Genomic DNA, 24,523 nt, shown 5'->3' with positions numbered 1-24,523 from the left:
AATGATATGCGAATTCTGGTCGTCGAAGACGAACCGCTTCTGGCCATGCTGCTGGAAGAGAACCTGGCCGATCTGGGCCATGAAGCCGTGGGCACAGCCGCTACGGTCGAACAGGCGCTTGCCCTGCTCGACGAAGCGCCGATCGATGCCGCGCTCCTCGATTTCTCACTGGGGCACGATGCCAATTCCGCGCCCATCGCCCGCCGCCTCGCCGAAGAAGGCACGCCGTTCTATTACCTCAGCGGGCACACCTCGCTCGAAGCGGCCGACGATGCGCCCGAAGCGCCGTTGCTGACCAAGCCGGTCTCGCTGGAAGCGCTGAAGACCGCGCTTTCCACCATGCAGCGCCGGGCCGCGGCCTAGCTCTCCAGGTAACTGTCGTCGCGCAGCAAGGTGATCAGGTGCAGGCCATGCCGCCGCGCCTGCTCCACCGCCATGGTAGAGGCTGCCGACAGCGTGGCAAGCGCCGGCATTCCGGCGATGATCGCCTTCTGCACCAGTTCGAAACTGCACCGCGCCGTCAGCAGTGCGAAGCCGGTGGATGGGTCGATCCCGGCATGGGCCAGCGCGCCGATCAGCTTGTCGAAGGCATTGTGTCGGCCCACGTCCTCGCGCGCCAACACGATCTCCCCTTCGGGCGTGCAGAACGCGGCGGCGTGAACGGCGCGCGTCTCGCGGCCCAGCGGCTGGTGTTCAGGCAGGGCGCGCAGGGCCGAAAAGACGTGAGTTGAGACGGGTTGAGAGGGGGTTGAGATCGACTGAAGCGGCTTGAGAACCTGCTGAAGGCTTTCGATCCCGCACAGACCGCAGCTCCCTTCGGCCAGCCGCAGCCGCGCCCGCTCCATCAACGGTGCCCCCGCCGCAGCCTCAAGCTGGATGCGCAGCATCCACCCGCCAGAGGGCACTTCCACCGCATCGGCCGAGAGAAACTGCTGCTTCGATGCGATCAGCTGCTCGGAAATGCAGAAGCCCAGCGCATAGTCGGTCAGGTCAATGGGCGTGGCCATCATCACGGCATAGCCTATGCCATTGATTTCCAACGCAATCGGCGTCTCGATCGCCAATGGCCGGGTGCGCTCGGCGGGCGCGCGGCCATCTTCATGGACTTCGCGGAACGGGTGCGGCTGTGCGCCTTCAACCGGCATCGGCGCCGTGCGCGTGGGGATCGGTGGCGCGCGTCTGCGGCGCAGGCTCGCGCCCTTTTTCCAATCGCGCCAAGGCCTTGGCCGCTATCGGATCGAGCCCATCGCTGCCGTGGGCAAAGATTAGTTCTTTCATCCGCGGCGTCCAGAACGCGGCGATGTGGTCTGCCACCACCGCCACCGGATCGGCATCCAGCGCCATGTTCCGCGCGATCTGGTTGGCCATGTAGACCAGCTTGTCGGTCGTCATCGCGCTCATTCGGCGGGCTCCGCCACGATCCGGCGCGATTGCGTGGCCTGCGCGGCATAGTCTTCCTGCCATTCGCTGGGGCCGTTTGACGGGGTCACCTGCACCGCCGTCACCTTGTATTCCGGGCAGTTGGTGGCCCAGTCGGAATAGTCGGTGGTCACCACATTCGCTTGCGTTTCAGGGTGATGGAACGTGGTGTAGACCACGCCGGGTGCAACCCGGTCGGTCACTTGCGCCCGCAGCGTCGTTTCACCCGAACGGCTGGCGAGGCGGACCCAATCGCCCGACTTGAGCCCCCGGTTTTCCGCGTCGGTCGGGTGGATTTCCAGCAGATCCTCGGCATGCCACGCGACGTTGGCGGTGCGCCGGGTCTGCGCGCCGACGTTGTACTGGCTGAGGATGCGCCCGGTGGTGAGCAACAGCGGGAAGCGCGGGCCGGTGCGTTCGTCGGTGGGCACATAGTCCGTCACCACGAACTTGCCCTTTCCGCGCACGAAGCCATCGATGTGCATGATCGGCGAACCATCGGGCGCCTTGTCATTCACCGGCCACTGCAGCGAGCCTTCAGCATCGAGCCGGGCATAGTTCACGCCGGAGAAGGTAGGCGTCAGCCGTGCGATTTCGTCCATGATCTCGGACGGATGGGTATAGTTCCAATCGAGTCCCATGGCCTGCGCCAGCCGCTGGGTAACCTGCCAGTCCTCGTACCCATTGAGCGGTTCCATCACCTTGCGCACCGGCTGGATGCGGCGTTCGGCATTGGTGAAGGTGCCGTTCTTTTCGAGGAAGGTCGATCCCGGCAGGAAAACATGCGCGTAGTTGGCGGTTTCGTTGAGGAACAGGTCATGCACGATCACGCATTCCATCGCGGCAAGGCCCGCGGCGACGTGCCTGGTATCCGGGTCGGACTGCAGGATGTCCTCGCCCTGGATGTAGATCGCCTTGAACGCGCCATCGACCGCGGCATCGAGCATGTTGGGAATGCGCATGCCCGGTTCCGGATCGATCTTCACGCCCCATTCCGCCTCGAACAGCGCGCGCGCCGCGCCATCGGACACGTGGCGGTAACCGGAAAGTTCGTGCGGAAACGAGCCCATGTCACACGCGCCCTGCACGTTGTTCTGCCCGCGCAAGGGGTTCACGCCCACGCCACGGCGGCCGATGTTGCCGGTGGCCATGGCAAGGTTGGCGATGGCCATCACGGTGGACGAGCCCTGCGAATGTTCGGTCACGCCGAGGCCATAGTAAATGGCTCCGTTACCGCCGGTGGCATAGAGCCGGGCAGCACCGCGAATGGCCGAGGCGTCGACGCCGATGACGGGCGAGAGAAATTCGGGACTGTTGCGCTCCTGCGAAACGAATTCGGCCCAGTGGCTGTATTCGTCCCAATCGCAGCGTTCGCGGATAAAGGCTTCGTTGGCGAGGCCTTCGGTAACGATCACGTGCGCCATCGCGGTCAGCACTGCCACGTTGGTGCCGGGGCGCAGCGGCAGGTGGAAATCGGCGGTGATGTGCGGCGAACGCACGAGATCGGTCTTGCGCGGATCGATCACGATCAGCTTCGCACCCTTGCGCAGGCGCTGCTTCATCCGGCTGCCGAACACGGGGTGCGCATCGGTGGGATTGGCGCCGATCACCAGGATGACGTCGCTGTCCTCCACGCTGTCGAAGTCCTGCGTGCCGGCCGAAGTGCCGAAGGTGGTCTTCAGGCCATAGCCGGTGGGTGAATGGCACACGCGGGCGCAGGTATCGACGTTGTTGGTGCCGAAGCCGGCACGGACCAGCTTCTGGACAAGGAACGTCTCTTCATTGGTGCAGCGGCTGGAGGTGATGCCGCCCAGCGCGTTGCGACCGTGGCGGTCGCGGATCTGGTTGAGCTTCGCCGCGGTGTAAGTCAGCGCCTCGTCCCAGCTCACTTCGCGCCAGGGCTGATCGATGCTTTCACGGATCATCGGCGAGAGGATGCGTTCCTGATGCTGGGCATAGCCCCAGGCGAAGCGGCCCTTTACGCAGGAATGGCCATGGTTGGCCTTGCCATCCTTCCACGGCACCATGCGCACGATCTGTTCCCCGCGCATTTCCGCGCGGAAGGTGCAGCCGACGCCGCAATAGGCACAGGTGGTGACCACGGCGCGCTCTGGCTTGCCGATGGCCTTCACGGTCTTTTCCTGCAGCGTGGCGGTGGGGCAGGCCTGCACGCAGGCGCCGCACGAGACGCATTCGGACGAGAGGTAATCGTCGCCGCCCAGGCCCGCCGAAACCTTTGACGCGAAGCCGCGACCGTCGATGGTCAGCGCAAAGGTGCCCTGCACTTCATCGCAAGCGCGCACGCAGCGCGAGCAGACGATGCATTTGCTGGGGTCGAAATCGAAATAGGGGTTCGAGGTGTCGGTGGCAGCGCCGAGGTGGTTGTCGCCCTCATAACCGAAGCGCACATCGCGCAGGCCGACTGCGGCGGCCTGGTCCTGCAGCTCGCAATCGTTGTTGGCGCTGCAGGTCAGGCAATCGAGCGGGTGATCGGAGATGTAGAGCTCCATCACCCCGCGACGCAGCTTTTCCAGCCGTGGCGTATGGGTGTGGACCTGCATCCCTTGGGCCACCGGGGTGGTGCAGCTGGCCGGCGTGCCGCGCATTCCGTCGATCTCGACAAGGCAGAGGCGGCAAGAGCCGAACTGCTTGAGATTGTCGGTGGCGCAGAGCTTGGGGATCGAGCCGCCCGACAGCGCGGCGGCACGCATCACCGTGGTGCCTGCGGGCACGGTGACATCGCGACCGTCGATGGTGCAGGTGACGGTGCTGTCGCTGCGGACCTCAGGGGTGCCGAGGTCGATCTGGCGTTCATAGCCCATGGTGCTGCTCCTGTGCGGCCAAGAGATCCGCCGGGGTGTTGATATTGGCAGGATTGCGGGAAAGCGCCACTGGCCGCGCGCCGATGCGTGCGGCAAAGGCCTTCACCGAATGGCGATCATCGCTGGCGAGCAGGGCATCGAGCGTGGCCGAGGCCGAGGCGGGCCAGAGGCCGATGACGGGCTGGCTTTCGCAATAGGCCGGTGCGGGGCCGAGTTCGCCGAGGATTGCTTCGGACAGGCCGATGCTGTCGACCGAGCAGGTCAGCACGGCTTCGCAACCGGTGAGCGCGGCATGGTGGAGCGCGGCGGCGATCCCGCCCAAGGGGCCCATGCCGGGGCGGGGCCAATCGGCCAACGTGGGTGCGGGTGCATCATCACGGCCGACCACGACCACCGCATCGCATTGCGCCTGCAAGATTTCCACCGCGCGCGCCAGCAGGGTGCGCCCGCCGAGTTCGGCCAGCGCCTTGTCACTGCCAAAGCGGGTGGACTGGCCCCCGGCAAGGACGGCGCCGAGGATCATGGCAGACAATCCTCCCCCACTGGGGGAGGTGCCGGAGCGAAGCGCAGGCAGAGGGGGCTTTGCAAGACAGCCCCCTCCGTCAGTCCTGCGGACTGCCACCTCCCCCAAAGGGGGAGGATCTGCTGCATACCACTCACTCCGCCGCTTCCTGAGCCTGGCCGGCTGCGCCGAAATCCTGGGGCCAGTGCTTCAGCGCGGACAGAACCGGATAGGGCGTGAAGCCGCCCAGCGCGCAGAGCGAGCCGAACTTCATCGTTTCGCACAGGTCTTCGAGCAGGGTGATCTCTTCGGCCAGGCTGCGCGGGCCCTTGCGCGCGTTGTGCATCTGGGGGAGCGTTTCTACCCGGTCTGCCCCACGACCGCTGCGGGCGCGGATGCGATCAATCAGTTCCACACCGCGCGTGCTGCCGATGCGGCAGGGGGTGCACTTGCCGCAGGATTCGGCGGCGCAGAACGACATGGCGAAGCGCGCCTGCGCGCTCATGTCGGCGCTGTCGTCAAACACGGTGAGCCCGGCGTGGCCGATCAGGCCATCGGCGGCGGCGAAGGCTTCGTAATCGAAGGGCAGGTGGAAATCGGCAGGCGGATGATAGGCGCCGAGCGGCCCGCCGACCTGCACCGCGCGGACCGGACGGCCGGAGGCGGTGCCGCCCCCGATCTCGTTGACCAGCTCGCCCAGCGTGATGCCGAAGCCGACTTCGAACAGGCCGCCGTGCCGGACATTGCCGGCCAGCTGGACCGGCATGGTGCCGCGCGAACGGCCGAAGCCGACATCGGCATAGGCCTGCGCCCCGTTGGCGAGAATCCACGGCACCGCCGCCAGCGTGAGCACGTTGTTGACCACGGTGGGTTTGCCGAACAGCCCTTCCAGCGCGGGCAGCGGCGGCTTGGCGCGCACTTCGCCGCGCTTGCCCTCAAGGCTGTTGAGCAGCGAGGTCTCCTCGCCACAGACATAGGCCCCTGCGCCCACGCGCACTTCGAGCACGAATGGCTGGACCAGATGCGCGCTGGCGCGGATGGCGGCCTGCATCTTGGCAATGGCGTGCGGATATTCGCTGCGGATGTAGACATAGCCGCGCGTGGCACCGACCGCGAGCGCGGCGATGGCCATGCCTTCGATCAGCATGAAGGGATCGCCTTCCATCACCATGCGATCGGCAAAGGTGGCGCTGTCACCTTCATCGGCATTGCAGACCACGTATTTCTGCGCGGCGCCGGCCCTGGCCACGGTGGTCCACTTGATCCCGGCGGGGAAGCCCGCGCCGCCGCGCCCGCGCAGGCCGGACTGGGTGACTTCGGCAATGGTCGCCTCGGGGCCAAGCAGGCGGGCCTTTTCCAGCCCCTGCCAGCCGCCGGTGGCGGCATAGTCATCAAGGCTGAGCGGACGCGTCTTGCCGGCGCGGGCGAAGGTGAAACGCTGCTGCCGGGCGATGAAGGGGTGGTCCTCGATCCGGCCGATCGCCTTGGGCGACGTGCCCGCCAGCACGGCGGCGATATCGTCTGGTTCGAGCGGGCCGAACCCCATGCCGTCGATCTCGGCCAAGGGCTCCAGCCAGTGCATGCCCCAGCTCGACACGCGCTCCACGGTGCAGCCGGCCCTGGCGAAGGCGGCGGCGACATCGTCGGCACCACAGGCGATGGCGAGGGCGTCGTCGCTGATGCGGACGCCAAGAGTTTCTTGGGCAGTCATGCCAGTGCCTCCACCAGGGCGTTCAGCTTCGCGCTGTTCAGCCGGGCATGGGGCTTTCCATCCACCAGCGCGCTGGGGCCGACGCTGCACAGGCCGAGGCAATAGACCGTCTCGACCTTGACCCGATCCTGCGCCGGGAGCGCGGCGGCCAGCGCTTCGACCCCACGAGCCTGGCAGGCTTCGGCGCGGCACAGCTTCAGCACCGGGCGCGGATCGGCATGATCGTGGAAATCGTGATAGAAGCTGACCACGCCGTGCACTTCGGCGCGGCTGAGGTTCAGGCCCTGCGCGATCTGGCGGATCGCGTCTTCGGACACGTGGCCGAATTCCGCCTGCACATCGTGCAGGATCGGCAACAGCGGGCCTTCGCGCCCGGCGTGCGCGGCGATGATCTGGTTCAGCCTCTCCATCATGGTCCCTGCCTTGGCCTTTCGCACGCGCGCGTCAAATCGATTTGGATGAAGGTTGATAGGGTTTATCTATCACAGCAGCACTTTCCAGCAGGCGGGCGGTTGCCAGGCCGGCGCTGGCGAGTGGCCCCATGGGATCGCGGTTGACCACGACCAGCCCGATGCGGCGCGTTTCCTCCGCTTCATCGAAGGGCAGGAAGTGCGCCCATTCGAGGCCCGCCATCAGCGCGGCATAGCCATCGGGCACGACGGTGGCGAAGCCGCCCGCGCGCACCATGGCGAGCAGTGCGACATAGCTGTCCGCCACCACGCGCGGCGCGATGGCGAGCCCGCGCGCGCTGAGCCGGGCATCGAGGATGCGACGGTACTGCATGCCCTGGTGCAACAGGCACAGCGGCTGGGCGGCGGCTTCGGCCCAAGTGATGCTGGCGCGGTCGTCAAAGCCCTCGCCCCGCCGCGCCACGAACAGGTAACGTTCGGCATAGAGCGGGACGGAAAGGACGTTGGCAGGCGGTTCGTGATCGAGATAGGTCAGCCCGGCATCGCATTCGAAGGCGTGGAGCGAGCGCTCGATCTCGCGCGAGGTGGCGGAGCGGACATTGAGCGTGAGACCGGGGAATTGCTGCAGCAGCGCCTCTCCGAACAGGCCGACCAGCGGCAGCGCGGCAGGGATGGCGGCGAGGCCGAATTCGCCGCTGACCGGGGCGGCGGTGGCGGACACGGCGTGGGCCATGCCGTTCACCGCGCCAAGGATCTGCTCCGCCCAGGGCAGCATCGCTTCACCCTGTTCGGTCAGGCCGACGAAGCGGCGGTCGCGCTCCACCAGACGGCGGCCGAATTCCTGCTCCAGCGCCAGCAGCCCGGCCGAAAGCGTGGGCTGCGAAACGCCGCACTCGGCCGCCGCCTTGGCGAAGTGGCGCACCCGGGCGAGCGTGGTGAAATAGCGCAGATGGCGCAGTTGCATCGGCCTGCCGGTCCTCCTGAAAGGAAAACCCTATCAGACCGGCACGCCCGCGTCAGTAGCCGAAGCGGGATTGGTAGGCGGGGCTTTCGGCGGCGATGGCCTCGGCCAGCGCACGTTCCTGGGGCAGGAGGTCGCGATCCGCCCAGGCGCGGCGCGTGGCACTGATGCCGGAGCCATGGCGCTCGGCCTCGAAGCCGCGATTGAGACGATCGAGATGGCGGGTCACGTCGCCGCCGGCCTGCCAGCCGACGAAGTTCGCCAGCGCCTGCCGCTCGGCCGCAGAGGCGGTGAAGTCTTCATAGCGCACGGCGCGCCAAGGCGTGCCCTCGCGCTCCAGCCTGTCACACAGCGCGACCATCTCGGCCGCCTCGCGCAGGCAATAGTCATGCACCCACTGGTGGTCGAAACGGTGCAGGTTGTCCTGGATGCGGTGCTTTTCGAAGAAGCTGGCGGCAATGTCTCGCAGATCCCGCACCGTCACCACCACGCGCGGCGGGGCGAATGCTTCGAGCACACGGGCATGTTCGCTCGCCAGCACTTCCTTCAGCGCCCAACGCCGTCCCGCCAGGCGCGGTGCGAAGAGGCGGGCGAAGCGGTCCTGCCAGGTGGCGTCAGGGTGGGTCCATTCCGCATCGCTGGGCGCGAGCCCCAGCCCTTCAAGCTGAACGCGCACCATGTCGGGATTGCGCAGCGCGAACAGGAAGGGTTCGACCAGCACCACCTGCCCCGGCGGGACGGTGAGCCAGTTGGCGATCATCGTGCTGCCGCTGCGGCCCATGGCGGCGATGTGGAAATCGGGACGGGGAAGATCAGCGGGCAGCATCGACCGCACCCTGCATCCACGCCAATTCGCGCGGGATGACATGGTCATGCGCCGACTGCGCCCGCACCCGCGCCGCCGCCGCCCGGCTGCGCGCGAGGAACAGCGTCGGATCATCAACCATGCGGGCGATTTCTGACGCCAGGCCCGCCGCGTCTTCCGGCTCCACCAACCCGGCGCAGTTCCCATCGACGAATTCCGGCACGGCGAAGACCCGGGTGGTGACCGGAGCGAGGCCCGAGGCCATCGCCTCATCGCGCGAGACGCCCTGCGTATCCAGCCGCGAAGGCACGAGGAACACGCCATGCCGCGCATGTTCGCGGGCAATCTCCTCCTGCCGCAGGAAGGTGCGGCGGACGTTCACGTTGGGCAGGTGCCGGACGGGCGCGAAGGTCTCGTCAAAAAGCGGCCCATCACCGATGAAGGTGAAGCGCATCTCGGCAAAACGGGGATGTGCCTGCAGGTGCAGCACCGCCTGCACCGCAAGATCATTGGCATAGAGCCAGGAATCGTGCGGGCGGATCGACAGCACGTGCAATGCGTCTTCGGCCTGCTTATCCCGCGTGCGGAACAGGTCTGTGTCGATGGGGTTGGGCAGCACGGCCATGCGCCCTTCCCCCACGCCTGCGCCAATATCCTGCCGCATCAGCAACGCGGCATTGTGCGAAGGAAAGGCCAGCCAGAGCGCGGCAGGCCAGTCTGCCAGCGTCCCGCGCCAGAACGCGGCCCGGCGCTCAGTCAGCGCTTCCGCCACGGCGCGCTCTTCCGGATCTGTCACCAGTGAAGCCTTGACCCGTTGAATCCCCGGTATCTCAGATCCGTGCAGCCACGCGCAGATGGGCCAGCGCCCCTGCAGGGCCATGAGCGCGGGCCACTGCACATCGTCAGGCCCATGCGCCGCGATGACATCAGGCGCGAAAGCCGCAACTTCGCCCGCGAACCTTGCCGCATTGACGGTACGACACTCGATCCCGTCGAACAGGTGCGAACCTTGCACCTCGCCCAGCCGCAACACCCGCACATCGTGCCCGGCGGCGACATAGGCCTTCACCCGCCGATGGACGAACGGGTACTTATAGAGGTCACCATCGGCCGGATAAGACCGCGTGAGCAGGGCGATGCGCAATGGCCGTGCTCAGCGCACGTGCCGCCAGATCCCGCCCGACAGGCGCAGGTTCTCCGGCTTGGTGGCGAGAAATGCACGCAGGTGGCCGAGGTAGGCATCGCGCCAGCGCACGGCATAATTATCTGCGCTTTCGCCTTCTTCCGGCATCGGCAGGTGTTCCAGCACGAAGCCGAGGTGGCCATCATCCAGCCAGACCGGCGCGACGAAGGCCGAGGACGAACCCATGCGGTGCGCGGTGCGCGAGGCGAATTCGGAGTAAGTGATCTCCTGCCCTTCGAACGGGATGCGCGGTGCGGCGAGGTTGATCGCGCCATCGACCACGACGACGACCACATAGTCCTGCTTCAGCGATTGCATGAAGCTGCGCGCGACCTGGGTATCGGTCTGGTCGCTGGTGGAGATCAGGGTTTCGGCATAGGAGGTGCGCGCCACGCTGGGCGTCGAGGCGATCCAGCGCGAACGCTCCCCGATCAGTTCCAGCGCCAGCGGACCGAAATACATGGCGCCGACGTGCGCGGAGGCGAAGACGACGCCCTTGCCGGGTGCCCGCGCGCGCGCTTCGGCGCAGAATTCCTCGACCTTGTCCAGCTCGTCGGCGAAGTGGTACATCGCCTCTTCCACCTTGTCGTCGCGGCACTCCAGCCAATCGAGCAGGTAGTGATCGGCCAGGTGCCCCCACTTGGCCCGCCGATCGAATTCGGCGCGATCATGGGGATAATCGGGCGAACGCAGGCTCCACGCCCAATTCAGCCGGGCATCGGGAATGCGGACTTCGTCGATCTTGTTCCACAGCGCTTCCAACCCTGCGCCGAACTTGTCGGGCAGGTTCTGCGCCCGTTGGGCCACCCAGGCGTCGAAGATTTCCATCGCCTCATCACGGCGGCCCGCCTGAGCCAAAGCACCCGCAGCATAGCGCTGCCAGCGCCCGCCGGTGGACTGGCCCTTTTCAAGCATGGTGGCAAACTGGTCAGCAGCGGCTTCATAATCACCGACCTGCTTCAGCGCGCGCGCATAAAGCGCCCGGATCTCGCTGAGCTGCGGTTCCATTTCCACCGCCTGCTTGAGGAAAGGAATGGCCCGTTGCGTCTTGCCATTGCGCAGCAGCAGCTGCCCCAGCAGGGAAACCATGCGCAGGTTGTCGGGCTGGAATTCCACCCCGGCTTCGAGATGGGCAATCGCCCTGGCGAAGCGCTCTTCGCCCTTGCCCCCCTGGTACCACGCCTGCGCCAGATGGCTGCGCAAAGTGCTGCCGTCGAGGCCCGAGGCGATCAGTTCCTCGCCCGCCTCGATCGCCGCGTCATAGCGGCTGGTGCGGAACAGCGATTGCACAATGTTGCCGGCGAGGACGGGGTCCTTCATGCCTTCGCGCGGGATGCGTTCAGCCAGTGCGCCCGCGCCGTCATAGTCCTGCTTGCGCATTAGGGTGAGCATCATCAGGTTGGCAAGGCGCTCGGTCTCAGGCGCGGCGCTGATCGCGCGGACGATGTCGTAGGCCTCGTCAACCCTGCTCGCGGATATGCGATACTGGATGCGCTGGGCCAGCAGGGCCTCGTTAGCGGGCTCACGCGCGTGCAGTGCATCGACGGCGGCGATCGCCTCGTCCCAGCGGTGCAGCTTGCCCAACACGCGGGCACGCTGCTGCTGCTCGACATCGGCCGGGGGCAGCTTCGCAACGATCCGGTCAAGCAGGACCAGCGCCTCGTCGAAACGCTGCTCCAGAAGCAGCGGGCTGACCAGCAGCTTGCGCAGGTCGATGGATGACCCGGCGGCTTCGATCACGCCTTCGTCGATGGTTTGAACGCCTGCCTGCCCGGCACGGACCCGGGCAATGGCCACCAACAGCGGCAGGTGTGCCGGCTGTTCGTGGCAGGCGGCGATGCCTTCGTCCGCCTTCTCCAGGCCTTCGGCCCACCGACCGGCGCGGATGGCTTCGATCGCTTCGGAAAATGGCGCAGGGGCGTCTACCGCTTCAGGAGCTTCGTCGATCGGTAGGGCTTCTGCCGCCATGTCGTCACGCCTTTCCATCGCCGTCAGGCAGGGCTGACCTGCATGTATTCCTGATACCACTTCACGAACGCGGCCACGCCATCGCGGACGCTGGTGCGCGGCTTGTACCCAAGCTCCCGCTCAAGGTCGGAAACATCGGCAAAGGTATCGGGCACATCGCCCGGCTGCAGCGGCAGCAGGTTGCGCTCTGCCTTGCGGCCGATCGCTTCTTCCAGCGCCTCGATATATTCGGTCAGCTTCACCGGGTTGTTGTTGCCGATGTTGAAGATGCGATAGGGCGCATCGCTGGTGGCCGGATCGGGGTTGCGCGCATCCCATGCCGGGTTGGGCGCGGCCGGCTTGTCACAGGCGCGGATCACGCCTTCCACGATGTCGGTCACATAGGTGAAATCGCGCGTGTGGTTGCCATAGTTGAACACGTCGATGGGCTTGCCCTCGATGATGTTCCTGGCAAACAGGAACAGCGCCATGTCGGGCCGGCCCCATGGGCCATAGACGGTGAAGAAGCGCAGGCCGGTGGTGGGCAGGCGATAGAGATGGCTGTAGCTGTGCGCCATCAGCTCGTTCGCCTTCTTGGTGGCGGCGTAGAATTGCAGCGGGTGGTCAACGCCCACGTGCTCGCTGAACGGCATCGCCTTGTTCGCGCCATAGACCGAACTGGTCGAGGCATAGACCAGGTGCTCGACCCCGCCGTGGCGGCAGGCTTCGAGGATATTGGTGAAGCCGACGATGTTGCTTTCGACATAGGCGTGCGGATTTTCGATCGAATAGCGCACCCCGGCCTGCGCCGCGAGGTTGATCACCCGGCGAATGTCGTTGTCCTCAAACGTCTTTTCCACGAGGGCGCGGTCAGCCAGGTTGCCGCGCACGAACGTGTAGCTGGCGTTGGTGCGCCGCGCCGTTTCCTCAAGGATCGTCAGTCGCGCTTCCTTGACGGCCGGATCGTAGTAGTCGTTGACCACATCGATGCCGACCACGTCGTCGCCGCGTTCGAGCAGGGTCTTGGCGGTGTGAAAGCCGATAAAGCCGGCGTTGCCGGTTACGAGGATTGCCACAGTGGTCTCCGGAAGTTAGCAGTCAGTCGGGCTGGCGCCGTTACCCTACGCCGGGTCAGCGTGGCAGCACAAGCGGACGAAGTTTTCCAGCATGCGCGGAACCGCGAAGTTCGGCTCCAGGAAATCGCGCGTGGCCGGGCCGAAAATGTCCGGATCCTGCGCCCGGCCGAGCAGGGCATGGACCTTTTCGCATGCCTCATCAAGGTCGGTCTTGTCCGCGCAGTTCAGGATATGCCCGGTCACGCCTTCAATGAAGCATTCCGCCGCGCCGCCGGCGGGAGTGGAAACGACCGGAACGCCAAGGAACTGGGCCTCGATCAGCACGTTGGGCAGCCCTTCAAAGCTGGACATCAGCACAAGTACGTCCATCTTCTTCATCCAGTAGCCGACCTCGGTCGACCGCCCGACGAACAGGATCTTGTCCGCCACGCCCAGTTCGGTGGCCACCCGCACGGCATCGGCGAACAGCCGGCCATGGCCCACCAGCACGAAGCGCGCCTCGGGGTGGCGCTTGGCATAGCGCGCGGCAAAGCGCACCCATGTTATCGGCCGCTTGTCGGTATCGAAGCGGAAGACTCCGCCGATGGTCTGCGTTGCGCCCTTTGTCCGCTCCTCGAAGTCCTGCCACACTGTGTCGAGCGCTTCGGTCGGCTGGCAATCCATCTGCTGCACGCCGTTGTAAAGGATCGCGAAGCGTTCGATCGGCAGATCGAGCCAGTCGGCATAGGCCTGCGCCGCACCGCGCGAATTGCTGATGAACTCTACGCCGGGCACAGCCGCAAGCGCACGATACATCACTTCGTAATCGGGCTGGAACATGTGCCGGCGGATCACCGGCGGCAGCCCGCGGATCATCAGCTGGATGCGCGGAACACCCGCCACCAGCGCCGCCAGACCCGCAAACAGGCAGGCACCGTCCTGCCACAGCGAAACCACGTCGGGCTGCGATTCCCGGAAATGCCGGACCAGCCGACGGATGCCGAAATTGACCTTCAGCGGCAGGTAGTCGAGCAGCGCCTCAAGGTCCTCGTCCCCGATTCCATAGGACGAGATCGGCTCCGGCTTCATCAGGTTGATCTGGTGCAGTTCGACCTGCGCTGTCTGAAGGTCTGCCAGGAAGAAGTCACGCTGCTGGCCGGAATCGTGCGCGCGCACCAGGACTTCCACGGGTCGTTCGATGGGAATGCCGCCCACTTCGCCCACCGCGCGGCGCGCCAGTTCAAGCTGTGCTGCGGCGCGGGTCAGCTGGCGTTCGGCACCGCCGGGGCCGAGGCTGCCGGTCACCATGGTCAGGCGGCCCAGCCGGTCCTTTGGCAGCTCGCGCGGCACTCGGTTCGCATAGGCCCCGATGGCGTGTTTCATCGCCAGCAGGCGGCAGTCCTCGTCCAGCGGGATCGTGCGGCCCTCGCGCGCTTCCAACAGATCGCACAAATGCCACATCTTCATCACGAACTGGTGCTGGTTCGTGCCTTCGGCAAAGGTCTTGGTCGTCTGCAGCAGGCGCAGGCTCTTCATCGCCAGCCCGCGCATGTTCACGCGCCGGGCATAGTTGAAGTGAACCTTGCCGTTGCGCGGATACTTGCGCATCAGGTCTTCGAACAGCGCGTCCGAAAGCTCATGCTCCTGCGCGCGGGACAGCGCCTCGGCCCAATCAACCTTGGTGACAAGCGCGGCATCGTCGGGCAGCAGAGCAGGATCCAGCAGCGCCACGGCAGCCGGCATATTGCGGTTTTCGATCTCCTGAAGCGCCAGTGCCACGCGTTCCTCGGGCGAAAGCCCCGGCTCGGGCGCCAGCTTGAACGCCTTGCGCTCCTGCCTTTGGGCCTCCACCTCGGCGATTGACACCACATTTCCCTTCACAGGGGGCTGCGGCGCATCGACGACGACGGGCGCGAGCGAATCTTTAATCCCCCTGTAGGCCATCAGAACTTCCTTCTGCGGTATCCCCCTTGCGAAGATCGTCGCAAAGGAGACGGAACCGGCTGCAATCCATTTCCGCCTCCATCCGGCAGCCCCCTCAACAAGCGGTCCGGGTGGTTGGCAACGTGCCAGTCCAGATTTGTTACACTCACCCCGCACATGACGACAATCGGTCGAACACCTACTGGATGGGCTATACTCTGTTAACTATCGTGATGGTTTGCGATCAGATGTTTAGGATCAAAGGCTCCAGTACGAAATGTCAGGGCGCAGACTGGCCGGGCTGAGTGCCGAGCGGACATCGATAACGATACCTCCCGGGGCAACCATCGCCTGGATGGCGTCCGCGCCAAGCTGCGAATAGAACGAGTGGCTGACGGCATAGACCAGCACGTCGAGCTCGGCCATCCGGTCCAGCTCGCACAGCTCTATGCCGAATTCATGACGGGCGGCGCCAGCATCGGCCAGCGGATCGTGGACGTGCGGCACGATGCCGAACTCGGCCAGTTCGCGGTAGATGTCCTCGACCTTGGAATTGCGGATATCGGGCACGTTTTCCTTGAAGGTCAGTCCCAGGATGCCAACCCGCGCCCCGGCCAGCGACCGGCCTTGCGTGGCCATCATCTTCACCGCGCGCTGGGCAAGATAGCTGCCCATGCCGTCGTTGATCCGCCGCCCCGCCAGGATTACCTGCGGGTGATAGCCGAGTTGCTCTGCTTTGGCAGTGAGGTAGTAGGGATCGACGCCGATGCAGTGCCCGCCGACCAGGCCGGGATAGAACTTCAGGAAGTTCCACTTGGTCCCCGCCGCCTCCAGCACCTCGCTCGACCGGATGCCGACGAGATCGCAGATCTTCGAGATTTCGTTCATCAGCGCGATGTTGATGTCGCGCTGGGTGTTCTCGATCACCTTGGCCGCCTCGGCCACCTTGATCGACGACGCCTTGTGCACCCCAGCCTCGATGATCGAGCCATATAGCGCAGCCAGCCTTTCGAGCGATTCCTCGTCCTGCCCGGAGACGACCTTGACGATCTTCTCCAGCGGGTGCGCCTTGTCGCCCGGATTGATGCGCTCGGGACTGTAGCCCAGCTTGAAGCCCTCGCCGCTCTTCAGGCCGGAGGCCTTTTCAAGAGCAGGAGCGCAGACTTCCTCGGTCGCACCGGGATAGACGGTGCTTTCGAACACCACGATCGTGCCGGGGGAGATAACCCTGCCGATCACGCCACAGGCATCGACAAGGTGCGAGAAGTCCGGTCGGCGGCTATCGTCCACCGGCGTAGGGACGGTGACGATAATGATTTCGCAGCCACGCAGGTCCTCGGCATCCGACGTGACCGTCAGCGTAGAGGCGGTGAGGTCCTCGGTCGAAATCTCGTTGGTGAAGTCCACGCCCTGCCGCAGCGTTTGCACCCGCGACTGGCTGACATCGAAGCCCACGACCTCGAACTTGCGCGCGAACGCGACTGCGAGAGGCAAGCCCACATAACCCAGCCCAACAATCCCAATCTTACCGAATGCTGTCATAAAACCCGCTGTTACACCTGACCATGTCAGTTCAAATACAATTCCGGAGTGACGAAACGCACGCTGCGAACACCCCTACCTGCGCCCAAATCAGTAGATAGTGACGTAACGCCACGCAAGCCAACACCGCTGCCGGACGCCGGTTCCCTCCAGATCCGAACGGAAAGAGTGCGGCCGGAAACTCTCGCAAACGCAATCGAAATCCGCTTGGAATTCGATAAAACCGGCATCCCGTAAGACCAATCCGGAATTGCATTCGGCATTGCTGTCACCACACCATGCTGGTGAATTGCTTCGCCGTCCGTCCTCATGCGGCAAGGCTATGAACAATTCGCGATTATCGGTCGATAGGGGTTGTCCTGCATTGAACAAAGTTTGTGCAAAGCAGCGACAGAGTGCCTCGCTTGTGCGATCGCCGGAGCGAATCTTCGTTTCTCGCTCACCCCATCGAAGCCCTGCACAGACACATCGCTTGATGAAACAAAGGAATTTTTCAGCAGCCAAGTCCCGCGACTCTGGTCTATGGGGCAGTGCAACGGCTGCATCGCAAATGCAGCATCACGGGAATGGAGCAGAACAATGAACGACGTTGCCACGATGGACCGGACTGCCACCGTCCGCGGTGACACCGCCGGACTCCGCGCCGATATCCGCACCGACTGGACGCGCGAGGAGATCGCCGCGCTGTTCGACCTGCCCTTCACCGAACTGGTATTTCGCGCCGCCGAATTGCACCGCGCGCACCATCGCGCGGGCGAGGTGCAGTTGTGCACCCTGCTTTCCATCAAGACCGGCGGCTGCCCCGAGGACTGCGGCTACTGCTCGCAATCAATCAAGGCCGACAGCGGCGTGGAGGCGACCAAGCTGATGGAAGTGCAGGCCGTGCTGCAAAGCGCGGCCCAGGCCCGCGATGCCGGGTCCAAGCGTTTCTGCATGGGCGCCGCGTGGCGCAATCCCAAGGAGCGCGACATGCCCGCGATCATCGCCATGGTGAAGGGCGTGCGCGAAATGGGCATGGAAACCTGCATGACGCTGGGCATGCTCACCCCTTCGCAGGCGGCGCAGCTGGCCGAAGCCGGGCTGGATTACTACAACCACAACATCGACACCTCGCCCGAGCGATATGAGGAAGTGATCACCACGCGCACCTTCGCCGATAGGCTGCAGACGCTGGACGCCGTGCGCAACGCCGGGATCAACGTATGTTCGGGCGGCATCGTCGGCATGGGTGAAACCCGCGCCGATCGCGTCGGCTTCGTCCATGCCCTCGCCACGCTGGAACAGCATCCCGAAAGCGTGCCGGTGAACGCGCTGGTGCCGATCAAGGGCACCGTGCTGGGCAACATGCTGGCCGATACGCCGCTCGCCAAGATCGACGACATCGAATTCGTGCGCACCATCGCCGTGGCGCGCATCACCATGCCACTGTCGATGGTCCGCCTTTCCGCAGGCCGCGAAAGCATGAGCGAGGCCACGCAGGCGCTGTGCTTCATGGCCGGCGCCAACTCGATCTTCACCGGCGACAAGCTGCTGACGGCTGCCAACGCCGGCGACGATGCCGACGCCGCGATGTTTGCCCGCCTCGGCCTGAAGCCAATGGAGGGTGAAGAGCCGATGCGCGCGCAAAAGGCAGTGGGGGGCTGCAGCGGGGGCTGCGCCGCCTGATGGCCGACGCAACCACGCGCAGCGGCTCGCTGTGGTCGGCGCACACCGCCGATCTTGCCGCGCTGGGCGAAAAGGCGCGGATGCGTGCGCTTGCCCCGCGCAGGGGCGCGGATTTCGCTTCGAACGATTACCTGGCCATGTCCTCAAGCGCGCGCCTTGCAGCGGCGGTGCAGGATGCGATCGCGCGCGGCGTGCCGCTCGGCTCGGGCGGATCGCGCCTGCTGCGCGGCAACGATCCCGAGCATGAACTGCTGGAAGAGGAAGCCGCGCGCTTCTTCGGCGCCGAAAGCGCGCTGTTCTTTTCTGCCGGCTATGCCGCCAACGTGGCCCTGCTTTCCACCCTGCCGCAGCGGGGCGACCTCATCGTTTATGACGAACTCGTCCACGCTTCGATGCACGAAGGCCTGCGGCTGACCCGGGCCGCCTCGGTCAGCGCGCACCACAACGATCCGCAAAGCTTTGACGACGCCGCGCGCGAATGGCGGGCCAAGGGCAACACCGGCCGCGTGTGGCTGGCGTTCGAAACGCTCTATTCGATGGATGGAGACATGGCGCCGGTTGCCGCCATGGCGCAGGTGGCCGAACGCCACGATGCGATCATGCTGATCGACGAGGCCCATGCCACCGGCGTGTTCGGGCCACAGGGCCGGGGCCTTGCCGCCACGCTCGATGGCCGCGCCGACACCATCGTGCTGCGCACCTGCGGCAAGGCGCTGGGCTGCGAAGGCGCACTGGTGATTGCACCCCGCATCGTGCGCGATTTCCTGGTCAACCGCGGCCGCCCGTTCATCTTTTCCACCGCGCCCAGCCCGCTGGTGGCAGCGGCGGTGCGGGAATCCATCCGCATGCTGGCAGACGAGCCGCAGCGCCGCGATGACCTGCATCGCCTGGTCGATCATGCCGAACGCGTGCTTGCGCCGCTTGGTGCGCAGGCCACCGGATCGCAGATCCTGCCGCTGGTTCTGCACGAAGATGCGCGCACCATGGCCGTTGCCGCAGGGCTTCAGATCAAAGGCTTCGACGTGCGTGGCATTCGTCCGCCCACCGTGCCGCAGGGCACCAGCCGGCTGCGCATCTCCTTGACGCTCAACGCCACGGCCGCCGATGTCGATGCACTGGCCGCCACGCTTGCGGAGGTAATGGGATGACCGCTTTCGTCGTGACCGGCACCGATACGGGAATCGGCAAGACGGTGTTTTCGGCCGCGCTTACCGGCGCGCTGGACGCATTCTACTGGAAGCCGGTGCAATCGGGAATCGAGGACGGCGCTGACCGCGACGCGGTTGTCCGCCTGGCCGGCATCGCGCCGGAAAAGAGCCTGCCGGAAGCCTATTTCCTCAACACGCCCTGTTCGCCCCATCGCGCGGCCGAGATCGATGGAGTGACCATCGAACCTGCGCGCCTGGCCCTGCCGCCGCAGCGACCGCTGGTGGTGGAAGGCGCAGGTGGCGCTCTGGTGCCGATCACCCGCAGCACGACCTATGCCGATGTCTTCGCGTGGTGGGGCCTGCCCGTGATCGTCGTCGCGCGCACCGCGCTGGGCACGATCAACCACAGCCTGCTCACGTTCGAAGCGCTGCGCGCGCGGGGCGTTTCCATCCATGGCGTGGCATTCGTGGGCGATGCCAACGAAGACAGCGAGGCGACCATCGCCGCCATGGGCAACGTGCGCCGCCTTGGCCGCCTGCCGATGATGCCCTCGCTCGATGCCCGGTCTCTGGCCGCCGCGTTCAGCAGCAACTTCAACCGCGCCGACTTCGCCTGAGCTACGGGCAGGCGCGGTTCGCGCTCACCGCCGCCAATCCGCCGGGGCCAACCCGCGTGGCGATGCACGCGGCAAAGCCCTTCCAATCGCCCGATGTAAGGCGCGGACCGGCCGAAAGCGTATAGGGCGGCGCTTCGGGCTGGCCCGCGCTGTTGAAGACGAACCCGGCGTTGACCAGCACGTTGCGCTCAACGCCGATCATCGACTTGCCTTCCAGCGCACCCTTGCGCTTGCCATCCTCACGCTCGCGCGGCTCTTCCATGTCGGCCGAAACGATGGCGCGCATCTGGCGCTCGCTTTCCAGCCCGAGGAACAGGTTGTCGCGCGCCAGCAGGCGTCCGCCACCGCCGACATAGGAGCCATAGACGCCGCTGGTCTTGCCGTTGTCGCGCAGCCTGCCCTTGGCCGAAACCACGTTGCCTGAAAGATCGACGTAGCTCAGCCCGCTGATCCGCGGATGGCGTTGCGCAGTGCCGTCGAACAGGTTGCCCTGGATCGTCACCTGCACGCCGCGATCGAAGCGGAACGGCTGGGACGCCGGCGCATCGCAGACCCCGGGGTGGTTCTCGATGCACTCGTTCGATCCGATCAGCATGTCCTTGTCGTGATCGAAGAAGCGGTTGAACGCCACGGTTGCGCGGGTCGGCCCGCTGTCTTCCAGCCCTTGCGTGATATCCACCATGCCGTCGGAACAGGCGCTCATCGCATTGAAGCCCACCCACACCGCATCCGCGCCACGCGCCACGGTCACGCAATCGCCGCCTTCGCGCACGCCTGCGGCATCGCGCTGCGTCAGGTTCAGCCGCGCGATCATCACGTTGCGCGTCGGGCCCATCACTTTCAGCACGCTGAACGGCGGGGATGAGCTGATCGTCACCCCGGAACAGCCGCCGTCGATGGTCACGTTGGACGGCACGATCAGGCTCTTGGCCAGCTCGATCCGGGGGGAAGCGCCGAGCGCGGGCGAGAAGATGATCCAGCCGCCGCCTTCGGCCTCAGCCCGCGCCAACGCCGCGCGCAATGTGCCGCCATTCTGGCCACGCCCCGCAAAATCGTCGGCGCTGGTCACCTCGATCACGCGCTTGCCCAGCCCGCCGGTCACACCCGCCACCTTGGCGAAGCCCTCGATCCGCCCGAGCAGCGGCGAACCATGCGCAAGGCCGCCCTGGGTGACAAGTTCCGATGCGATCGAACAGCGGGTGTCGGCCGCAGGCGTCCACGAACCACCCTGCGTCGCGTTGGCGGTTGGCGCAACCGGGCCGATACCCGCCTTTTCATTCTTCAGGATCGCCTGCGAACCGAACACCAGCGCAGGGGCGGCAAGGAACAGCATTGTCAACTTGATCGGCAGTACCATGACCATTCACCCCAGAAATTCGGTCCCCAGAAGCGCGAACGGCCAAGTGACACGCCAAGAGCGCTGAACCAACACTGAATCCCGATCAGGCCTCGCGGTCGAGGAGCAGATCGAACACATCGCGGCCTACCTCGATCAACGCGCCACGGCGGTCCACCCGTTCTCCGGTGGGACCGACAGCGCAGAGGCGATAGATTCCATCGGGAACGCCGGTGAAGCAGAACCAGCCGTTCTGATCGGGCAACGCTTCCTGCGCCGCACCATCGACAGGGTGCAGGCGAACCACGCAATCCTTCCATCGCGCGCCCAGCGATCCCACGACCACCCAGCCCGGCGCACGCCCGACGGTGGTTCGGGATTGTGGCCGCAGCAGCGCCATATCGGCAAAGCGCACCACGGCACCCGGCGCACCCGTTGCGATCAGCCGCACGGATTGAAGCGGATGGCTGGGCAATGCGGTGCTCGCTGCATCGTGCCACACCAGGTCATGGAACGGCGCGATCTCGCGCAGGCCGGCCGGATGCGTCAGCGCACGCGACGCGGTTGGGCTCCCGTCGACAGCAAGGTCACCGAACAGGAAACGTGCGCCGTCCAGCGTCTCCAGTACCACCGCAGCCTGAACCCCGGCATCGCGCAGCAGGGAGTAGCGCAGCAACTGGGCCCCCATCAGGGCCCAGCCATGCATCGGGATGACCATCTCGGCGCGCCCAGCCGCGCCAAGGGTCAGCTCGCCCATGGGTTCATCACCATCCAGCCAGCGCCACGCCCCGCCATCCACGCACACGTCCGCCGATCGGGCGAAAGGATCGAGCCGGTGGAACACCGCGACCTCGACCCCGCAGGCGGCCACCGTCACCGAAGGCCTGCCCGTTTCATCCGGCCGGTTGCGCACGATCTGGTCCAGCACCACGCCATCCAGCCGCACTTCCGCCACTGCCGCATCGTCCACGTAGAACGTCTGGCCATAAAGCTGCGTCGGCGCTACCGGCAGCCGCCGCCCGAGGACAGGATCGTCCCAGCTGGCGATGTCGATCCGGTTGGCACCACTGCGCGTCACGTGCCGTTCGATCGACTGGCGGATCAACGCGTGGTCATAGACCATGCTCGCCGAAGCAAGCCAGATCCGCGCCCCGGCCTCGCCCTTTCCAAACACCGAGGCTGAAAGCCGTCCGATCACGCTCTCGTCGAGATAGGGTGAGGGAATGCCGTGCACGTTGGCCGGTTCCGCCGCCATCAACGCGGTCCGTGTCTCTTGCGGCACCGCGCCCAGATGGGTGTAGAGTGGCCAGTAATCGCCCGGCGCGCTTTCCGCCCCGTCCAGCGCCTGCGAAAGCCGTACAGCGAAGCTGTCCTGCCAGGTCCGGCCGGAGTTCAGATGCGGATACTGCACCGGATCGAGCGCCGGCATCGTCCGTCGTGCCTGGTAGACGGTGGCCCCGTTGCGCGCGGTCAGCGGCCCCACTACCTCGTCACGCGGCCAGCCATCACCCCTGCCGCCCGCCACCGGCACCATGAACCGCACGTCCAGATCGCGCACCACCTCAGGCAACGTGCGACCAAACGAGCCATCCACGTCCGCCTCGGTCGAAAACACCAGCCGCCCGTCAGCCGCGCGATACCTGCCGTTCAAGGCACCGGTGGTCGCCCCCGTATCCGCTTCCAGATAGCGGGCCATCTCCTGATCCTGCACCAGGGCGCGCGCGTCGCTGCGGAAATGAACGCCAGAATGCTCAGTCACCAGCGACGGGCTGATCCCGTAATCGCGCCGTAGCCGGTGCAGCCGATCGAGCACGATGTCGCTATATCCGTCGAGCAGCATGATCGAGCCCACCGCGTCTGCCGGGCACCCCTCGATCTCCACCGCCTCCAGCTCCGACAACGCGAACCGCTCGCGCTCGGGCACGGTGTAGAAGCGCTGCTCGGCATCCTGCCGCGCCACCACGACCTCGGCCGGGGCAAGCTCAAGCCGCCGCGTCCGCGCCACCAGTGTAACCCGCGCGCCGTCAAGCGCCTGCCCCTCCGCCGGGCGCAGGCACGCGGCCATCACCTGGAAATCGCGGCAGTGGTACGCGCCCCGGCGGGCATACTGCGCAGCGGGCGCGCGCAGCCGGTCCCCGTCGCGCTCGATCGCGCGCATCCACACCACGCGTGGGCCATAAGGCAGGTAGGAGTGGAAATGCTCCAGGTTGCCTGAAAGGTATTCGTTCACATTGTGGTTCAGCGTGCGCACTTGCCGGAATTCCGCCGCAGGCCGTTCGCTGCCGTCGGTGAAGCTGTCGGTGAAGAAAGCCAGGCTGTGCGCCAACACCGCGCCACTGCGCGCTTCCACCCCGTGCCAGCGCAACCAGCACGAATCGCCGAAATCCAGCCCGTATCGCCCCACGATCTGGCCAACATAGGCAGCGTAGAGCGGCTGGTTCGCGGCATCCACGTCGCTGACGATCGACATCGCACTGGCAAAGCCGAACGGCATGTCACGCACGCCGCTTTCGCGCACTTCGGCCCTGGCGTCGCTGCCCCCCGCGTCCACCACCGGTCAGCCCGCCTGCGCCAGGTCTTCGGCCCATGCCTTGGGGAATTCATCGCCGAACCGTTCAGCCATGATCTCGAACAGCGGCTTGAAGTACTGTGCCGCGCGCACCCGACGCTCCTCGCCCAACGGGTGCGGATCGCTGCGGTTCTGCGGCACGTCCACTTCGGCCGGCACATAGTCCACGCCAACGAAATCACACAGCCCGCGCACTGAGCTTTCGGTGAACAGTGTCTCGAAGAAGAAGTACCGTATCAGCTCGCGCGGCACCGACGCTTCCAGCCGGTTGATCGTCCGCATGTAATTGGTATCGGCCCAGTTCACCCGCTTGTTCGGGGAAATCTGCCGGTCGAACCGCTCGAACAGGTCATAGCTGCGATCGCGCGTCCAGGCCAGTCTTGCGCCAGACCACATCCGGTCGATCGGGTTGCGCATCACGAACAGGAAGCGCACCTGTGGATGCTTGCCAACCATCTCGGCAAAGGCCTCGGCCGGCAGGTCGCAGTATCGCGGGGTGATATCGGCCACCGCCCGCTCGCCGGTCCAGCGCTTGCGGAAATACTCGATGTATGCAGCCGGATCCTCGATCATCCGCACGCGATCGCGGATCGCGTCGACCATCTCGTTCTCGGCGCCCTTAGCCTCCATCGTCGCCAGCCGGTCCCGGTAAAGCTGGTCGAAATCCAGCGTCGGGTGCCATTCGTACCTCGCATCGAAATAGTGCAGGATGCGGATCGGCGACATCAGGATCTGCGGGTGATCCGTGAAGTACTTCGACATCCACTTGGTGCCCGTGCGCGGCGCGCCGATGCCGTACACCAAAGTGGTCGATTGAAAATCCGCTGCCAAATCGCTTACTCCAGATGGGCCCGCGTGGCTCAGGCCCCGGGTTCCATCCCGGCAAGGCGGTGACACTAACACCGCAT

General features: G+C 65.7%; 20 protein-coding genes. 4 read left to right on the top strand and 16 right to left on the bottom strand.

What is annotated here, in order from left to right; all coding sequences use genetic code 11:
• The first annotated feature begins 6 nt into the window (after positions 1-6).
• Positions 7-363 carry a response regulator gene (locus POM99_RS02740; protein ID WP_277275267.1) on the top strand — a complete coding sequence of 119 codons (357 nt, stop codon included), beginning with the start codon at positions 7-9 and terminating at the stop codon, positions 361-363.
• On the opposite strand, the gene fdhD is transcribed toward POM99_RS02740, so the two are convergent.
• The 13 genes from fdhD to POM99_RS02675 all read right to left on the bottom strand — a co-directional run bounded on the left by fdhD (position 360) and on the right by POM99_RS02675 (position 16,280).
• Positions 360-1,145: a formate dehydrogenase accessory sulfurtransferase FdhD gene (gene fdhD / locus POM99_RS02735; protein WP_277275266.1), complete on the bottom strand. Its 786-nt coding sequence runs from the start codon at positions 1,143-1,145 to the stop codon at positions 360-362. The two genes, POM99_RS02740 and fdhD, sit on opposite strands and share 4 nt — an antisense overlap.
• Positions 1,135-1,401, bottom strand: a complete 267-nt coding sequence (locus tag POM99_RS02730) for a formate dehydrogenase subunit delta (RefSeq protein ID WP_277275265.1) — start codon at positions 1,399-1,401, stop codon at positions 1,135-1,137. Before POM99_RS02730 ends, fdhD begins: the two co-directional genes overlap by 11 nt.
• Entirely contained in the window at positions 1,398-4,241 is a 2,844-nt protein-coding gene (gene fdhF / locus POM99_RS02725; RefSeq protein WP_277275264.1) for a formate dehydrogenase subunit alpha, read from the bottom strand. The genes POM99_RS02730 and fdhF overlap by 4 nt, the downstream gene beginning before the upstream one ends.
• Complete coding sequence (locus POM99_RS02720; RefSeq protein ID WP_277275263.1) at positions 4,231-4,764, bottom strand: molybdenum cofactor guanylyltransferase; 534 nt, start codon at positions 4,762-4,764, stop codon at positions 4,231-4,233. The genes fdhF and POM99_RS02720 overlap by 11 nt, the downstream gene beginning before the upstream one ends.
• Before the next feature lie 133 nt (positions 4,765-4,897).
• Positions 4,898-6,454: an NADH-ubiquinone oxidoreductase-F iron-sulfur binding region domain-containing protein gene (locus POM99_RS02715; RefSeq protein ID WP_277275262.1), complete on the bottom strand. Its 1,557-nt coding sequence runs from the start codon at positions 6,452-6,454 to the stop codon at positions 4,898-4,900.
• Positions 6,451-6,864, bottom strand: coding sequence for an NAD(P)H-dependent oxidoreductase subunit E (locus tag POM99_RS02710; RefSeq protein WP_277275380.1), 414 nt, complete (start codon positions 6,862-6,864; stop codon positions 6,451-6,453). Before POM99_RS02710 ends, POM99_RS02715 begins: the two co-directional genes overlap by 4 nt.
• 34 nt (positions 6,865-6,898) lie before the next feature.
• Entirely contained in the window at positions 6,899-7,828 is a 930-nt protein-coding gene (locus tag POM99_RS02705; protein ID WP_277275261.1) for a LysR family transcriptional regulator, read from the bottom strand.
• A 52-nt stretch (positions 7,829-7,880) separates the two neighbouring features.
• Complete coding sequence (locus POM99_RS02700; RefSeq protein ID WP_277275260.1) at positions 7,881-8,651, bottom strand: hypothetical protein; 771 nt, start codon at positions 8,649-8,651, stop codon at positions 7,881-7,883.
• Positions 8,638-9,774 carry a glycosyltransferase family 4 protein gene (locus tag POM99_RS02695; RefSeq protein ID WP_277275259.1) on the bottom strand — a complete coding sequence of 379 codons (1,137 nt, stop codon included), beginning with the start codon at positions 9,772-9,774 and terminating at the stop codon, positions 8,638-8,640. Before POM99_RS02695 ends, POM99_RS02700 begins: the two co-directional genes overlap by 14 nt.
• 9 nt (positions 9,775-9,783) lie before the next feature.
• Positions 9,784-11,781, bottom strand: a complete 1,998-nt coding sequence (locus POM99_RS02690) for a tetratricopeptide repeat protein (RefSeq protein ID WP_277275258.1) — start codon at positions 11,779-11,781, stop codon at positions 9,784-9,786.
• 23 nt (positions 11,782-11,804) lie between these two features.
• Positions 11,805-12,836 (bottom strand): NAD-dependent epimerase, encoded by a 1,032-nt coding sequence (locus POM99_RS02685; RefSeq protein ID WP_277275257.1) that lies wholly within the window; start codon positions 12,834-12,836, stop codon positions 11,805-11,807.
• A gap of 45 nt (positions 12,837-12,881) precedes the next feature.
• On the bottom strand, positions 12,882-14,681 hold the full coding sequence (locus POM99_RS22375) for a glycosyltransferase (protein ID WP_277275256.1): 1,800 nt from the start codon (positions 14,679-14,681) through the stop codon (positions 12,882-12,884).
• Between the two features lie 315 nt (positions 14,682-14,996).
• A complete protein-coding gene (locus POM99_RS02675) occupies positions 14,997-16,280 on the bottom strand; it encodes a nucleotide sugar dehydrogenase (RefSeq protein WP_277275255.1) in 1,284 nt (427 codons plus the stop codon).
• A 597-nt stretch (positions 16,281-16,877) separates the two neighbouring features.
• Here POM99_RS02675 and bioB point away from each other — a divergent pair.
• The 3 genes from bioB to bioD are packed head-to-tail and all read left to right on the top strand — an operon-like array spanning position 16,878 to position 19,710.
• On the top strand, positions 16,878-17,945 hold the full coding sequence (bioB, locus tag POM99_RS02670; protein WP_277275379.1) for a biotin synthase BioB: 1,068 nt from the start codon (positions 16,878-16,880) through the stop codon (positions 17,943-17,945).
• A complete protein-coding gene (locus POM99_RS02665; protein WP_277275254.1) occupies positions 17,945-19,093 on the top strand; it encodes an 8-amino-7-oxononanoate synthase in 1,149 nt (382 codons plus the stop codon). The genes bioB and POM99_RS02665 overlap by 1 nt, the downstream gene beginning before the upstream one ends.
• Complete coding sequence (gene bioD, locus POM99_RS02660) at positions 19,090-19,710, top strand: dethiobiotin synthase (protein ID WP_277275253.1); 621 nt, start codon at positions 19,090-19,092, stop codon at positions 19,708-19,710. The genes POM99_RS02665 and bioD overlap by 4 nt, the downstream gene beginning before the upstream one ends.
• A gap of 1 nt (position 19,711) precedes the next feature.
• Here the strand turns inward: bioD and POM99_RS02655 are convergent, their stop codons facing one another.
• The 3 genes from POM99_RS02655 to POM99_RS02645 form a co-directional block, all read right to left on the bottom strand.
• Complete coding sequence (locus POM99_RS02655) at positions 19,712-21,067, bottom strand: hypothetical protein (RefSeq protein ID WP_277275252.1); 1,356 nt, start codon at positions 21,065-21,067, stop codon at positions 19,712-19,714.
• 85 nt (positions 21,068-21,152) lie between these two features.
• Positions 21,153-23,600, bottom strand: a complete 2,448-nt coding sequence (locus POM99_RS02650; RefSeq protein WP_277275251.1) for a hypothetical protein — start codon at positions 23,598-23,600, stop codon at positions 21,153-21,155.
• Between the two features lie 3 nt (positions 23,601-23,603).
• A complete protein-coding gene (locus POM99_RS02645) occupies positions 23,604-24,446 on the bottom strand; it encodes a sulfotransferase (protein WP_277275250.1) in 843 nt (280 codons plus the stop codon).
• Positions 24,447-24,523 lie beyond the last annotated feature (77 nt).

Origin of the sequence: Novosphingobium cyanobacteriorum (genome assembly GCF_029436685.1) — a bacterium.
GTDB classification, from domain to species: Bacteria; Pseudomonadota; Alphaproteobacteria; order Sphingomonadales; family Sphingomonadaceae; genus Novosphingobium; species Novosphingobium cyanobacteriorum.
The sequence above is the reverse complement of the archived record's forward strand: the minus strand, read 5'-3'. Positions and strand labels throughout refer to the sequence as shown.

Bases quoted from the DNA above. Each gene is read 5' to 3' on its own strand.
- POM99_RS02740 (WP_277275267.1), top strand. From the start codon at position 7: ATGCGAATTCTGGTCGTCGAAGACGAACCGCTTCTGGCCATGCTGCTG.
- fdhD (WP_277275266.1), bottom strand. From the start codon at position 1,145: ATGCCGGTTGAAGGCGCACAGCCGCACCCGTTCCGCGAAGTCCATGAA.
- POM99_RS02730 (WP_277275265.1), bottom strand. From the start codon at position 1,401: ATGAGCGCGATGACGACCGACAAGCTGGTCTACATGGCCAACCAGATC.
- fdhF (WP_277275264.1), bottom strand. From the start codon at position 4,241: ATGGGCTATGAACGCCAGATCGACCTCGGCACCCCTGAGGTCCGCAGC.
- POM99_RS02720 (WP_277275263.1), bottom strand. From the start codon at position 4,764: ATGATCCTCGGCGCCGTCCTTGCCGGGGGCCAGTCCACCCGCTTTGGC.
- POM99_RS02715 (WP_277275262.1), bottom strand. From the start codon at position 6,454: ATGACTGCCCAAGAAACTCTTGGCGTCCGCATCAGCGACGACGCCCTC.
- POM99_RS02710 (WP_277275380.1), bottom strand. From the start codon at position 6,864: ATGGAGAGGCTGAACCAGATCATCGCCGCGCACGCCGGGCGCGAAGGC.
- POM99_RS02705 (WP_277275261.1), bottom strand. From the start codon at position 7,828: ATGCAACTGCGCCATCTGCGCTATTTCACCACGCTCGCCCGGGTGCGC.
- POM99_RS02700 (WP_277275260.1), bottom strand. From the start codon at position 8,651: ATGCTGCCCGCTGATCTTCCCCGTCCCGATTTCCACATCGCCGCCATG.
- POM99_RS02690 (WP_277275258.1), bottom strand. From the start codon at position 11,781: ATGGCGGCAGAAGCCCTACCGATCGACGAAGCTCCTGAAGCGGTAGAC.
- POM99_RS02675 (WP_277275255.1), bottom strand. From the start codon at position 16,280: ATGACAGCATTCGGTAAGATTGGGATTGTTGGGCTGGGTTATGTGGGC.
- bioB (WP_277275379.1), top strand. From the start codon at position 16,878: ATGGACCGGACTGCCACCGTCCGCGGTGACACCGCCGGACTCCGCGCC.
- POM99_RS02665 (WP_277275254.1), top strand. From the start codon at position 17,945: ATGGCCGACGCAACCACGCGCAGCGGCTCGCTGTGGTCGGCGCACACC.
- bioD (WP_277275253.1), top strand. From the start codon at position 19,090: ATGACCGCTTTCGTCGTGACCGGCACCGATACGGGAATCGGCAAGACG.
- POM99_RS02655 (WP_277275252.1), bottom strand. From the start codon at position 21,067: ATGGTACTGCCGATCAAGTTGACAATGCTGTTCCTTGCCGCCCCTGCG.